Genomic DNA, 13,041 nt, shown 5'->3' on the forward strand with positions numbered 1-13,041 from the left:
ATATTATAAGAGTATAAGACCACAAATATTGGTAGATAATGAGGAGTCAGTATGTCCGAATTAAACAAAATGCCACCATACGCAGGAAATATTCTGCATAGACAACGAAGCGACCGCCGGGCCTTGGGCGCGCTGGGACTGGCAGTAGCGGTCGCTGTGCTGCCGGCAGGATGCTCGGCCGTAGGACAAGATGATACTATTCGAATGCAAGCGAACGGTGTAACTCTCGAACCGTTAACCGTCACAACGACCGTCACGGTCGGACCTGAAATCAGTGCTACGCCCGCACCGACACCTGAGGTCACGCCTGATAACCCACTCCCTACGCCATCGGCTACAACAAAAATGAAACGTTATAAAAGGATCAGTCCTAATCATCTAAAACCACTTACTATTGCCAAATGTGAGTCTGAAGGAGTGTTTGATAGAGAATTTTCCTGCGAAGCACGTATGTCGGGCATTTACTCACTCGTTGAGAGGGGTGATGTCATCGACCAAGAAACTGTATCGGCAGGAGAGGAATTCCGTTTGAAGGATAAACGCAAGTCCAGTTCTGAGGCCGCGGATTGCAGGACTGCTACCGTGATCTTTCAGAAAACTGCTGACGCACAAAAACATTTTGTCAGGAGTAGTTATCCCTGCGGCAAGCTCAGTCCAAATTCGGGAAACCGCGATCTGACCTTTACACCGGATAGTTCACGCCAAGAGCAGGACGCTCTACCCCAAATACAAAAGTAATTTTTGCAGGTAATGCACACACAAACGTGGTTACCTTACCTGCTGAAGATGCTAAAATAGAGCATATGTATTTCGCCAGTCGCTTGCAGGCCGGCCGTATGCTCGCCAGTCAGATGTCTGGGAAATACGCCGACAAAGATTGCGCCGTGGTGGCACTGTCGGACGGTGGGGTGATTGTTGGCGCCCAGATTGCGCTTGCGCTGCACGCGCCGATTGGTATGCTGCTCGCCGATATGATCGAGTTGCCGCGCGAACTGACGGCAATCGCCGGCATCACGCAAGACGGCGCCTTTAGCTACAATCAAGCCTACTCAGATGGTGAAATCGAAGAAATCGTCAGCGAATACCGTGGTGTTATCGAGCAGCAAAAATTAGAGAAACTGCATGACATGCACCGTATGCTGGGCAAAGACGGCCTGATACGGGAAGATTATCTCAAAAATCATCATATTATTCTGGTTTCGGACGGGCTGTTAAGCGGTTTCTCGATTGATCTGGCGCTGCAATTTCTGAAACGTATTTCAATCAAGAGTATTGTCGTAGCAACGCCTTTTGCCAGCGTGCCGGCCGTTGACCGCATGCATATTCTGGCTGATGATATTTATTGTCTAAACGTGCTCGAGAATTATATTTCGACTGATCATTATTATGACTCGCAGGACGTACCGGAACACGAAATTATCATCGCTAAGCTTGAAAAAATTACCCGCGAATGGACACCGCCCGACCAGTTGCCGCCAGCCTAATGGCACCAAATTACTGTAAGTAGCTATGAAGTTTGTTGAGATCTTTGAGTGTAATAAGTGACTGATGGTTCGTCAGCAGATCTTTGCGTTCCAGCGCCGCCAGCTCACGGGTGGTGGTTTCCCGGCTGGCATTGATCGAGCTGGCGATATCCTGGTGTCGCAGAGGCACGTTAATTAGCAGCCCGTCACGCGTTTTTTTGCCGAAGCGGTGCGACATAGTGAGCAGGAACGAGATAAGCCGTTCGCGGACGGAGCGGTATTCCAGATTGAGGATGCGTTCACTATGAATCCGGTACATCTCAAGTGTCATATCGAGCAGGGGGGCGAGAGCTTCCGGGTTGCTGCCAATATGCGCCAGAAAATTGTCGCGGGTAATCTCCCAGACAGTGGTCGGTCCGATTGCTTCGTAGATTACCTGGCGTTCCTGACCGGTGATAGCCCAGATGAGCGGGAACACTTCGCCCTCGCGGCGGATGATCAGTAGGTTTTCTTCGCCGTATTTGGTGATATCGTAGGCTTTGACCAAACCGGATTCAATATAAAAAACGCCTGAAGGAATTTCCCCAGGCCGAATGATAAACTCACCTTTTTTATAGGTGTATTTGGAACCTTGTCTTCGAAATACTTCCAGTAATTCTTCGGTTTGTTGTATTGTTGCTAACATTACCTCTGTATTATCTCATAATCGATACCAAATCGCCTCATCATTATCAAGCGGCAAGTTTGTGATATTAATCGGTATTTCTGTGTGAGGGAAGGTACGGCAGAACTGCAGGCAACCATCTATGATGAGAATACTAAGGAAAGGAGGAGTCGAATGGTTACTTTATCCGTCGTCGATGCACAACTCAAACAAGCGGGGTGTCCAGTCCGTATGTGGGGCCGCGCCGAAGTGAAAGAGCTCTGCGAAATCCTCCTGCCCGGCGAAACGATCGCCCAAGCCGTCAATGGCCAGTACGATGCCGGCTTCGCCATGCTGGTCGCCACCGACTTCCGGGTGCTACTGATCGACAAGAAGCCCAAATACCTGACACTCAAAGACATTCGCTTCGATATGATAACCGAGCTCGACTACGCCAACCGCCTGATGGATTCGACCATACGCATCTTCACGCCGAACAGAGAGCTGCGCTTTACGGCATTCAACAGTGCCCGCCTGCGTAAACTCTTTACTCACAGCCAGCACAAGGTTATGGAGATCCGCAATCACTTTATGATGCAGCAATTCGAGCAGCACCACCTGGCTAAGAACACGCCTCCCGGCTTGGCGATGACTATGCAGCGTTACGGCGAAGCTCTAGACGTCACGGCGCTGCAGGACTACGCGCCAAACCGCAATCAGGCTACTTCCGGCGCAAGCCAAGAGCAGCACCCGCGGCAAGCCCAAGCACCGCATATCTACGAATCGACCGAGGAACAGCTCAAGCTGGCCGCCGCCATGGGTGCTGCAGGACTACGCAGTATCGTGCACAACGGCCGCGTCATCAAGGACTACATGTCAGTACCGTTCACGCAGCGCTGGCGCAAGCGCCCTTACGGCTATACGAATACGCCACTCAACAACCGGCCGCAGGCCACCACCGGATCGTAGATTGCGCCGTCAGGATATACAGTCCCAAGATTGCGCTCTACAGGCAGGCGCCTGATTACATCAGAGCCTGGCCTATGGCGCTAGCTATTCTCTCGACACTGCATATTCCTGAGGCGCGACCAGTGGTTACTTGCTGACGTTGAATTTGAATTCAACGATGTCGCCCGGCTGCATAACGTACGTTTTGCCTTCGGTACGTAGCTTGCCGGCTGCTTTGGCTGCCTGGAGCGAACCGGCCGTCATTAGGTCAGCGTAATCGACAATATCAGCGGCGATAAAGCCACGCTCAAAGTCTCCGTGAATCACGCCTGCCGCCTGCGGGGCGGTCGAGCCGCGGCGAATCGTCCAGGCGCGAACTTCTTTCTCGCCGGCCGTCAGGTAGCTCTGCAGTCCGAGCGTGTCGTAGGCAGCATGGATCAGCTGCAGTAGGCCAGACTCAGTTTGGCCGTAACTCTCGAGCAGTTCGGTGGCATCTGCTGGATCGAGTTCCTGCAGTTCGCTCTCCAGCTTGGCGCAGACGAACAGGGCAGTAGCCGGCGCGACCAGCTGGCGCAGTTCAGCCCGGCGCGTCTCGTCGCCCATGTTGTTTTCATCCATGTTAAACATATAGATAATCGGCTTGGCCGTGATCAGCTGCAAATCAGCAATGTGTTCGTGGTCTATATCGCTGCTGCTCCAGAGCGGCGTGCCAGCGTCTAGCAGTGCCAGAACTTGTTGATAAGTTTCGACGATCGGCTTGAGTTTCGGATTGGCACGGGCTTCCTTTTCGGTACGTGGCAGACGCTTCTGGATAGTTTGCAGATCAGCCAGCACCAGCTCAGTGTTGATGACGTTGATGTCCGTACCGGGACTGCGCTTGACGGCCTTGTCGTCGTCCACATGAATAACATTATCGTCATCAAAGGCGCGCACAACCTGCACGATTGCGTTACAACTGCGGATGTGGCTGAGGAACTGATTGCCGAGACCTTCGCCCTTGCTGGCACCCGCCACCAAACCAGCGATATCTACAAAAGTAACGGTAGCAGGGATGACTTTATTGGTATTGTATAGCTCGGCAAGTTTCTGCAACCGCACGTCAACCACCGGTACAATACCGGTATTCGGCTCAATCGTTGCAAACGGATAATTGGCGGCCAGAATATTGCTGCCAGTCAAGGCATTGAAGAGGGTAGATTTGCCGACGTTGGGGAGGCCGACGATGCCACAACTAATAGAACTCATTAATGCAAGTATAACAGATTGAGTGTATTGCAAAAACTGAAATAATATGCTAATGTATAAATTATGTCATTTGAATCATTAGAAGAAAAAAGAATCGAGCACCGATTACCAACCGTAGAAGCGATACCTGCCGATAGAGTAGTTACAGACCCTGCCCATGCGTGGCATGCAGTTCGCGGTTTCGATTTTGCAGGCCTAGAGGATATCGTAACTAACGGCTTACGCCCAGCGGATAATCAGGGTAGTTCTGCGGTATGTATGTCAGCATCACCGACAATCTCACATTCGGTTGGTCGAGAAGCAAACTCATTCTATGCATATACATTGCAGAATGGAATCAGCCTAGCGGTTAATACTGAAAGCCCCGTGTATCCCCGGGGAGTCACGGCGGATTTGTAGATGAAGTTAGAGTGCCATCCATCAGCGGAAACTCCATCGACGGCGTAATGTTGCCTGAAAAAGCTCTAGATATGCCACTTGCGGAAATCACAACGCGGCATGAGGCCCGAAAACCACTGCAGGCAATTGCATTTAATGAGCGAACAATTCGCCACTTATCGGATTTAGGCATTGAGCTGACTGAAGCCGAAAAAGCTAAAGTTGAAGAAGCTGATCGCATTAGCCGTCAGGGCGAGTATCTTGACAGGGAACTGGCACAAGAGCTGGAGAAAACTTTCCTATCCGCATATGCTGGTTACTTGAAAACTGAACTGGGTGTTGAAGCTCCGACCGTGAGGGATATGCTCGGAGTAGTATTGGCAGAAGCTGGTCGTGCTGACGACATCACTGTCTATACATATGATGATGATCTGAAGCGAGAAATAGGAAGTGCGAACGCGAAAATTGCCGCTCAAAGTCCGAATTACAGTCGGTTTGGTAGTATCGGTATGTATGAAACTTCGTACCGATTCAAAGACTAGTTCGACAATTTAATTCAAATTCAATCTCAAAAAGTTGGTTTACTGCGTAACCATGGTGCAGGAAATAGAGCTCATATAAATTGTGTATGTCGGTATGCGCATATTGCAAAAAACGTAATAATATGCTAATGTTTATATAGAACAGAAAAACAAAAAATGCCCGAAACATTCCCAAGACCATCAGCCGAACAAAATTTAGATCCATCTGTCCAAGACAGGGAGGCTATAGAACATGCTGCATGGCAGCAAACACGTCAGGAATTTGCAGATGCGGCATTTACCAAATTAGAGCAAACTAATCCGGAGCTCATGGAAGGCAAGGTAGCGCAGCAATTCGCGGAGAAGCTGAAGCTGGCCGGCTACGACCGGTATGCGGTTGGCTTCAATCAATCTGATGCCATACAGACCATCGATGAAGCGGAGGAATTACTAGATGAACAGGGAGGCGTAGCGCTGGGTATGTACAATATCTATCAGCGCTTCCTTATACATGACCAGGAGTCCCCCATGCCAGAATATACTCTTGGTTACTATGGGCCGCGTGCGGGCCGGTTTGTATACGTATTTCCAGTGGATAACAAATCAAGTCAGCCCGCCCGTGTCGAAGCGTCGCACGCTTCCGAAATAGACAATGAACATTTGCCAGCCGACATGTTTCTTGAGGGACCCGACGAAGAGCCGGTGGTAAATAGTAAGTATTGCGTTGGCTTTATAGACGGCGAACAAAATTTCCACCCGAATGAAGATTTTATGGAAGACGCTGAAGGCAACGAAGTTGGTAGGCTTCTGCTCAGCAGCGGAATAGGAGAAACGGCTTTAGGCGGTGAAGGCCTTGCTACCCCTAGCGAGGAAGATAATATGGCCGAAACGGTGGATGCTGCCGCGCAAGTGGTAGAGGTAAACGGTACGGATATTGATTCTCAAAGTCAGAAGTTTGAGGGTACTGTGAAGGAGCGGGTTCACAGCATATGGACAGCTGCCATGTCGGAAGGCCGGCACCAGCTCACCTCGCAGGAATTATCAGAAATCAAAAACTTAAGCGAGCTAGTCACACAACAAAGAAAATTTACAGAGCGATTCAAGCAGTCACAAGAAAATTCTGTAGAATCTGATGCGTCTGCCAGTGCGCAAAATGCCCAGAGACTAGTAGACAGGTACGCGGCCATAGCCCAGGACAGGGGCTTGAATGCTGCCGAGAAACTAGCTTATCGGAAAGCAAAACTGTTCTTACACGAGCGCGGCGCTTAGTCGAAACAAATATAACGCTGTATCAAATGTATTACGCTAAAGCTTAAGTTATCTCTAATTTTTTGGCAAAAACAGGGGAGTAACCTTTCTTTCCTAAGCCAGGCTTCGGTAGCTGGGAAGATATAAAACACTACATTATTGACAAATAAGCATAAGTGTAGTAAAATGTTACGTATAATAACAAAACGACAAATGTAGGAAATGTATGTCAGAAATTTTTCCCCAATCTAATCAAGAACAACCAAAAATACTTGAGCTTATTCCTCATCCTGAAGAACCATCATCCGTATATTTCGGAATAGACCGATACACAAGAGGCGTTGACGTTACAACTACTCTTCGCTACCTGGATCCAAGCTCAGAGAAGGTGCGTGAACAAATAGACGCAATGCTAGAATGGGGAATTGAAAAACGCGGGTTATTGAAAAACGCGGAAATAGTCGTAAAGGATCCAATTGGTTATGTTTCGGGGCAATTATCATTTACGAGATCTATTAAGCTGGGTGAAAAACCTAAATATAGTGAAATAAAAGATGCACTGAAACTTATATATGGTGACGATACTCAACAATTCGAAGAGTACATATTTGTCAGTTTGGTAGACGAGGGAAAATATGTGGGTTGTACAGTACAGGGTTCGCAGCATAATGAAATTGCTGTAGCAGAACCAGATCAAATTCTGTTGGAAATGGAAGCGTTGAGTAGAGAATTCGGTAAAGATAGTTAAAATTGCGAAAACAGCATCAGTTTCAAGCTACAAACCAGCGGTCCACCACATAGCGTTCTGATGGTTATTGTAGTCATTGCTGGTTTGGCTGAGGAGCTCGATGAGGAGCGTGGTGATGCCGAGTTTGTCGTAGAGCCAATCTTCCATGGCGCCGGTAGTGTCGTAGTCGAAAATGGCACCAGTTTGGGCGTTGGCGGAGAAGTAAACCGATGATTTGTCAGCATATTGGCGGGCGACTGCCACGCTGTCACCGGCGTCGTTCGGAATGACAATATTGCCGGAGGCGTGATAGGTCAGTACCAGCCGCGGACGCTGGGCTACCAGGTAGTCGGCGATGGCTCTGGACTCGGGCTCTGATAGCGGTGCAGACCCGCCGCCAGCGGGCAGGAATGTTTTGTTGGGCAGGGTGACGCCGGACTTCCAGTTGTTGGCCGGAAAGTTGCGGTTGAGATCGACATTGCTGGCGTTGGTGCGGCTGTTGGCGGCGTACCCGTCGGGATTGAGGGCAGGAATGACGATGATGGATGTCCGAGCGGGAATGCGGCTGGACTGGGCTTCGAGCTGTTCGATCCAGCGGTTCAGTATGGTGACGGAACTCTTTTCGTTGCCATGCGTGCCACCGACATAGACGATTTTGTTATCTCCGTTACCGAATCGGTAAGCGGTGATGCCTCGGCCGGCGGTAGACGTGCCGATGCTGAAAACTTGCTGGCAGGTTATGCGCGATGCGTACTGCCAAGCCGATCCCCCGACGACGCCGTGTTCGTTCTTCAGGCCGTCGAGTACTTTGACGGTAAATCCGGAGCAGGGCGCCAAACTGGCTGGTCGAATGGTAATGCTATTGCCACTGGCAGATATGGCGGCGCTGACGTTGCCGCCTGATTCAATCTTGATAAAATCATTGAGATTTTGACCTGCGCCAATTGGGCTGTCGAAGGTCAGCACGATCGGCTGGCCGGAGGAGATTTTGTAACTGCCAATGTTGACTGATTGCACTTTTGGGCCGCCCGATGTTGCGAAAGCAAGTGTATATGGAGCTGCTAAATAGCCGCCGTCGGCGGACGTGATGTTCTCAACGCTGAGCTGTAGCGACACGCTCCGGGGCAGCGGCTGTTCCAGCTTGAATGTCACGACCTTGTCTTTGAACGTTGGGGTGGCCTTGATTGTCAGGGCCGGGCCGGTGGTGGTCTTGAGTGTCACATTCTTATAATTGTTGGCGGGCTTGTTGAGAGTCAGGGTAATTTCTGTCGGTATGCTGTATACGGTCTGTCCGCCAGTAATCGATGAGCTGACGACTTGCAGCGGCTCAACTATCTGAATAGACTGTCGGAGGGCGGTGCCAGCTGGACGGCCCGCATAGTGCCGCTCGATGGCTACGTCGTAGCGGGCACCTTGGGTGAGGCGCAGGCTCGGCAGATCGCAGAGCAGCGCGTTGTCTTTCTGAGGACATTCCGCCCGAACAGCCTTGGACTCGGTAATAGTCGAGATATGATACGTAAATACACGGTCGGCTTGATTGATGGTAAAGCGCAGCGGATCTTTGGTAGATATGAGCTGACCTGGTGTTACTGACCGGCTCAGTGCTGGATATGAGCCAGTGGACACGCTGACAGTCTTGCGCAGCGCCGGTATACCGGGCAAGGCTAATTTGATCTGTTGCTGAGAATTCTGCTGCGGAATATTGACGGCACGGAGACATGCGGTTCGGGCAAACAATACAGTTTTGCCAATAGATACGGTGGGGACGGAATCCAGCCGGAAGCTGCGGCTTGGTTGCTGACGGGTCGTACTTGGCAGAAACTGGGGCAAGAAGGTACAAGACTGGCTGGAATACGAAAATGCCACCGTCTTTGGCACGTAGAACTGCAGTACGTACACAGCGGCCAGCACCGCGAACACGATACCGAATATGATCGCAGATTTGCGTCTGCCGGGGAGCTTGCGACTGAGCGATTTGACATGTGCAACAAACGAACTGGCCATAGTCTGGCGAGGTTGTTGCTCGATTGGAGATTGCTGTACGTTGCCCGGATCCATGTCTTGTGTATAAGTATAAGGGTTATGAGTGAAGCCGGCAAAAAATGTACTTATTCTGGCTGCAGGACAGTCTTGCAGCTACTACAGTAGCCGTTTAATTCCACAGTGTGCTGCCGTAGGTCGAAGCCGTATTCTGCCTCGATATCGTGTAATGCTTTCTCAAGCCGGTCGCTCTTGATAGCTATGGATGTACCACATTGCAGGCAAGAGAAGTGATGATGGTGGGCAGAAAATCGCTCGCTGAGCTCGACACTGCTTTTCATGCCATTCCACACCCGGTGTACGATACCGATTTTTTCAAAGAGCCGGATAGTTCTGTATACAGTAACTTTGTCGAGTGCAGGCAAGCTGTATATGAGTTGCTGGACGGTAGCCGGTTCATGCAGGTTTACCAAGGCTTCAAATATGCGGAGCCGCGGCAATGTCATGCTGTAGCCATGTTTGCCAAGTAATTCTGTAAGCTTTTGAGAAGTCTCCATATTGCAAAATAGTACACAAATTGCAACTAATTTGCAAATATAGCTGAGCTTACCTAAAATTCAAGGTACAGCTTATGAAAATATACGATACATTCGATGCGGTAATACACGATTATTTCGAGACAAATGCGGTAGGGTTCAGCTTTGACACGTGGGCTATCGCGAAGTTTTTGCATACATCTGATGCAGATTACCAGCAATTAGTTGCAACCGGCGGCAACACCCTTGGCTATCAGCCGACAATGCTCACGCTTGCAGATCCATTGCAGCAGCAAAAAGATGAAGTAATAATTCGGAATCTTCCGACCTCAACCTATGCCGCAGTCCGCGAGCAGTATGCGCATCGTTTCATCGACCAGCTGCCTGGTCGGTTTGGGCTGTTTCACAGCGACAAAAAACAAGCCGATGCCATCTTTAACTCCTGGGAAGAATTTGCGGGTGAATGGCTGGAGCGGGATGGTCAAAGTTTACTGCCATACAATCTGCCACTGTTATTTGACCATGTCTCAGACGCGGAATACTGGGGCTGGCAGCAAAAAGGTTTCGATCCTTGCGGTACGCAGCGTTTGATAGTGACGGTGTTTCAATATCGAACTGGCCGGTTCGCCGATGTATTCATAACCAATGTGACTGATGCTGAAATGGCCCGTATCCGCATGCTGATCATGAGCAGATTGACACTCGGGATAAACGAAATTTTATGAGTGGCTGCGAACAGCCGCATGATCATCGTGAGCATGAAACCGGCTTGCATACTGAGCATGGACTTGATGAGCACGTACACGGCCCGCACTTTCCAGAACAAAGCCAGCTGCCTGAACATACAATTGAGATCAAACATGCTCATGCCTGCGAGGCAGATTGCCCGGACCATCGGCAGAGTAATCATCAAGAAAATGGCGATAACATCAGTCGTGAGAATGCTCATGAGCCGAAACACCATATCGAACAGAAACCGCACGCTTGCGGTGCAGATTGCCATGAACATGGATCGGCGTCGTCGGTACACGAGCACAGTTCTTCTGTCGAAAAAAATCGTCTTGCGCCACCGATTATCGAACGGAAGCCCCATGCTTGCACAGCCGACTGTCCGGAACACGGCAGTCAGCATCATGCGGAACATAGTCATCGACCTGAGAAAGCTCACGCGCCTGCCGTTGAGCTCAAAAACCAGTGCTGCGGCGTAGACGGGCCTCATGTCCACCACGGTGAGCATGAACACGCTCATGAGAAGCCGCACGAGCAAGCACGCCAGGGACGTCGAGAACATAGTACAGCGGCAATAGAGCATACACATCATCAGCACGACAAGAAACACGCAGAAGTACCGGTTGCTGATATTGCGCCGGCAGTTGAAAAACAACGCGCAGAAACAATCCCTGATAATTATGTGCTCGCAGAGGAAGCGCTACGCCGAACTGAAGCCGAGGTAAAGCAGAAAGAACTGGCCGCAGATGTGACGCAAGCTGTAAATGCGCAAGCCGTAAAAATCCGCGCGGAGCACTCGGAGCAAGCAGATGTGAATAATCATGCAGAGCGCCACATGGATAAAAATCTGGAAGCGGTTGCTGAGAAGACAAACGAGGTTGCAGAGTCTGTCGAACCAGCTGCTGCCGTACGTGTACGAAATAGTGAGCCGATTACTGAAACCGAGACAGTAAATAACGAAACACACGTGCAGCCCCAAGCTGAAATAGTGGAAGACCATCCGACGCAGCAAACATCAAAGACGTTAATGAATCGTGAAGGTGCGTCAATATCTGAGCCGACATATGAAGGCCAAAATGTTGTCAGTGCAGGCGAAACGACAGATTTTCAGGATGCTGACACACTGGAAGTATCGAAGCTAGCAATAGCAGAATCGTATGCTGACATAGAAGATGAATCTGCACCTGCGGAGCGCGAACTTGACTTGGCTGAGGGCGAGGCGACGCCTATACTCGCTGCTGTTGATGGCAGCGTTGATGTGCCAACAAGTCATTTTGAACAGTTTGAGTCGCAGCTGGACGTACCCATGATACCAGAGAAGGGCGCTGCGGATTCGGAACGTGCAGAACATGTTATTTTGCCTGCGCCGCTGCAGTATGCAGAAACTGACGAACTAGTAGAAAAGACTATAGATGTCGCGGCGGATTCAATTGGTTTAACAGAGCCGCAAAATACCGAACAAAATATTGAACTTGGCGAGCGAGCAGTGCCAGCCGAACTTGAAGCGCTCACCGCTGCAATAACCGAACGGTACAAAGGAGAGCTCCGCAAACGTGCCGATAATGTAGAGACTACCAGCCCTCAATTTGCCCGCTTGGCAACAAGCATCGAACAATTATCGACCACCAAAAATCGACTACCCGTCGAGGCCGCCCATGCATTGATATTGGAACAATTGCAGCTCCTCGGGTTTGAGCGGCCTATGCAAACACTTCAGTATTACCACACACATTACGGAGAAGAATTTCTGCATGACATACTGAATCATTTGCGCCAGTTGATTGTCGACGGCAATACATTCGAAAGTATCGGTGGTCATGCCCGGCCGACTGCCGCTACGTTCCGTCATGGTGACGATATCACCGCCACTGTCGGTAAGTTTGTATTGCTTATTTTTGGTAATAAAGCCAGGTTCAGTACTCAGGTATAAATTGGCATGCAGTTGCATGTATTGTACTCAGCGTGATCTTTCGATGTTCGCAGAAACTTATATCAGCAAAACACTTCGCGTTTAATGCTGTCTTAAGTTAATCTTAATGAATAGAGCATATACTGAATACGTAGTAGCAATAATAGGGGGCAGATATGGACAATGACAGAGGCAATACCAGGAGTGCTGATAATAAAAAAACAAAGCTCATTGCGTGGGTTGTTATATTAGCTGCAATCGCAATAGTATATATTGTGGTAGCGTCGAGAAATAGCCAGGAGCCGGCGCCAGCATCAAGCACGACAACTTCGAAAACCAGCGCTGCTGACACTACTGGTGCTAGCGAGACTAACGCAGGCGAGCAGGACACTGCTGCGAGCAGTGCGTACACCGATGGCACATACACGGCGACTGGGTCATACCGCACGCCCGAAGGCACGGAATCGATCGATGTGACGCTGACAATTGCCAAAGGCGCGGTAACCGATTCATCGGTTGAAACCTCGGCCAGCGACCCGAAGTCAGCAAGGTATCAAGAGGACTTTACTGACAACTACAAGCAATATGTCGTTGGCAAGAGTCTGGACGAAATTAATCTGTCGCGTGTTTCCGGCTCATCGCTGACTTCGAACGGTTTTAATACGGCGCTGGAAGACATAAAGACAGAAGCAGCCACGCCAGCTGGCTAGGTAC

Annotated in this window: 13 protein-coding genes; 9 read left to right on the plus strand and 4 right to left on the minus strand. The window is 50.0% G+C overall.

What is annotated here, in order from left to right; translation table 11 throughout:
• Nucleotides 1-51: 51 nt before the first annotated feature.
• Nucleotides 52-738 (plus strand): hypothetical protein, encoded by a 687-nt coding sequence (locus VF575_05450; protein HEX8183016.1) that lies wholly within the window; start codon nucleotides 52-54, stop codon nucleotides 736-738.
• A 65-nt stretch (nucleotides 739-803) separates the two neighbouring features.
• Nucleotides 804-1,484 carry a phosphoribosyltransferase family protein gene (locus VF575_05455; GenBank protein HEX8183017.1) on the plus strand — a complete coding sequence of 227 codons (681 nt, stop codon included), beginning with the start codon at nucleotides 804-806 and terminating at the stop codon, nucleotides 1,482-1,484.
• A gap of 10 nt (nucleotides 1,485-1,494) precedes the next feature.
• Here VF575_05455 and VF575_05460 read toward each other — a convergent pair whose 3' ends face one another.
• Nucleotides 1,495-2,148, minus strand: coding sequence for a Crp/Fnr family transcriptional regulator (locus VF575_05460; protein ID HEX8183018.1), 654 nt, complete (start codon nucleotides 2,146-2,148; stop codon nucleotides 1,495-1,497).
• Nucleotides 2,149-2,301: 153 nt separating this feature from the next.
• Between VF575_05460 and VF575_05465 the strand changes: the two genes are divergently transcribed.
• Nucleotides 2,302-3,075: a PH domain-containing protein gene (locus tag VF575_05465; GenBank protein ID HEX8183019.1), complete on the plus strand. Its 774-nt coding sequence runs from the start codon at nucleotides 2,302-2,304 to the stop codon at nucleotides 3,073-3,075.
• 126 nt (nucleotides 3,076-3,201) lie between these two features.
• Here the strand turns inward: VF575_05465 and ychF are convergent, their stop codons facing one another.
• A complete protein-coding gene (gene ychF, locus VF575_05470) occupies nucleotides 3,202-4,299 on the minus strand; it encodes a redox-regulated ATPase YchF (GenBank protein HEX8183020.1) in 1,098 nt (365 codons plus the stop codon).
• 410 nt (nucleotides 4,300-4,709) lie between these two features.
• On the opposite strand from ychF, the gene VF575_05475 reads away from it, so the two are divergent.
• The 3 genes from VF575_05475 to VF575_05485 all read left to right on the plus strand — a co-directional run bounded on the left by VF575_05475 (nucleotide 4,710) and on the right by VF575_05485 (nucleotide 7,194).
• Nucleotides 4,710-5,219: a hypothetical protein gene (locus VF575_05475; protein HEX8183021.1), complete on the plus strand. Its 510-nt coding sequence runs from the start codon at nucleotides 4,710-4,712 to the stop codon at nucleotides 5,217-5,219.
• A gap of 156 nt (nucleotides 5,220-5,375) precedes the next feature.
• Nucleotides 5,376-6,467 (plus strand): hypothetical protein, encoded by a 1,092-nt coding sequence (locus VF575_05480; GenBank protein ID HEX8183022.1) that lies wholly within the window; start codon nucleotides 5,376-5,378, stop codon nucleotides 6,465-6,467.
• Nucleotides 6,468-6,672: 205 nt separating this feature from the next.
• Complete coding sequence (locus tag VF575_05485) at nucleotides 6,673-7,194, plus strand: hypothetical protein (GenBank protein HEX8183023.1); 522 nt, start codon at nucleotides 6,673-6,675, stop codon at nucleotides 7,192-7,194.
• Between the two features lie 27 nt (nucleotides 7,195-7,221).
• Here VF575_05485 and VF575_05490 read toward each other — a convergent pair whose 3' ends face one another.
• Both VF575_05490 and VF575_05495 read right to left on the minus strand, forming a co-directional pair.
• Nucleotides 7,222-9,231 carry a DUF2817 domain-containing protein gene (locus VF575_05490; GenBank protein ID HEX8183024.1) on the minus strand — a complete coding sequence of 670 codons (2,010 nt, stop codon included), beginning with the start codon at nucleotides 9,229-9,231 and terminating at the stop codon, nucleotides 7,222-7,224.
• A gap of 50 nt (nucleotides 9,232-9,281) precedes the next feature.
• The gene (locus VF575_05495) at nucleotides 9,282-9,710 is read right to left on the minus strand and encodes a Fur family transcriptional regulator (protein HEX8183025.1); all 429 of its coding nucleotides are present in this window, start codon (nucleotides 9,708-9,710) and stop codon (nucleotides 9,282-9,284) included.
• Between the two features lie 74 nt (nucleotides 9,711-9,784).
• Here VF575_05495 and VF575_05500 point away from each other — a divergent pair, with 74 nt between their 5' ends.
• The 3 genes from VF575_05500 (at nucleotide 9,785) to VF575_05510 (ending at nucleotide 13,037) form a co-directional block, all read left to right on the plus strand.
• Nucleotides 9,785-10,414 (plus strand): hypothetical protein, encoded by a 630-nt coding sequence (locus VF575_05500; GenBank protein HEX8183026.1) that lies wholly within the window; start codon nucleotides 9,785-9,787, stop codon nucleotides 10,412-10,414.
• The gene (locus VF575_05505) at nucleotides 10,411-12,348 is read left to right on the plus strand and encodes a hypothetical protein (GenBank protein HEX8183027.1); all 1,938 of its coding nucleotides are present in this window, start codon (nucleotides 10,411-10,413) and stop codon (nucleotides 12,346-12,348) included. Before VF575_05500 ends, VF575_05505 begins: the two co-directional genes overlap by 4 nt.
• 155 nt (nucleotides 12,349-12,503) lie before the next feature.
• Nucleotides 12,504-13,037, plus strand: coding sequence for a hypothetical protein (locus VF575_05510; protein HEX8183028.1), 534 nt, complete (start codon nucleotides 12,504-12,506; stop codon nucleotides 13,035-13,037).
• The last annotated feature ends 4 nt before the right edge of the window (nucleotides 13,038-13,041 follow it).

The sequence above is a fragment of the Candidatus Saccharimonadales bacterium genome (assembly GCA_036388415.1).
Lineage (GTDB): Bacteria > Patescibacteriota > Saccharimonadia > Saccharimonadales > UBA4665 > UBA4665.

What these genes read in the sequence shown, in the direction of transcription:
- VF575_05450 (HEX8183016.1), top strand. Translation starts at nt 52, where the DNA reads ATGTCCGAATTAAACAAAATGCCACCATACGCAGGAAATATTCTGCAT.
- VF575_05455 (HEX8183017.1), top strand. Translation starts at nt 804, where the DNA reads ATGTATTTCGCCAGTCGCTTGCAGGCCGGCCGTATGCTCGCCAGTCAG.
- VF575_05460 (HEX8183018.1), bottom strand. Translation starts at nt 2,148, where the DNA reads ATGTTAGCAACAATACAACAAACCGAAGAATTACTGGAAGTATTTCGA.
- VF575_05465 (HEX8183019.1), top strand. Translation starts at nt 2,302, where the DNA reads ATGGTTACTTTATCCGTCGTCGATGCACAACTCAAACAAGCGGGGTGT.
- ychF (HEX8183020.1), bottom strand. Translation starts at nt 4,299, where the DNA reads ATGAGTTCTATTAGTTGTGGCATCGTCGGCCTCCCCAACGTCGGCAAA.
- VF575_05480 (HEX8183022.1), top strand. Translation starts at nt 5,376, where the DNA reads ATGCCCGAAACATTCCCAAGACCATCAGCCGAACAAAATTTAGATCCA.
- VF575_05485 (HEX8183023.1), top strand. Translation starts at nt 6,673, where the DNA reads ATGTCAGAAATTTTTCCCCAATCTAATCAAGAACAACCAAAAATACTT.
- VF575_05490 (HEX8183024.1), bottom strand. Translation starts at nt 9,231, where the DNA reads ATGGATCCGGGCAACGTACAGCAATCTCCAATCGAGCAACAACCTCGC.
- VF575_05495 (HEX8183025.1), bottom strand. Translation starts at nt 9,710, where the DNA reads ATGGAGACTTCTCAAAAGCTTACAGAATTACTTGGCAAACATGGCTAC.
- VF575_05500 (HEX8183026.1), top strand. Translation starts at nt 9,785, where the DNA reads ATGAAAATATACGATACATTCGATGCGGTAATACACGATTATTTCGAG.
- VF575_05505 (HEX8183027.1), top strand. Translation starts at nt 10,411, where the DNA reads ATGAGTGGCTGCGAACAGCCGCATGATCATCGTGAGCATGAAACCGGC.
- VF575_05510 (HEX8183028.1), top strand. Translation starts at nt 12,504, where the DNA reads ATGGACAATGACAGAGGCAATACCAGGAGTGCTGATAATAAAAAAACA.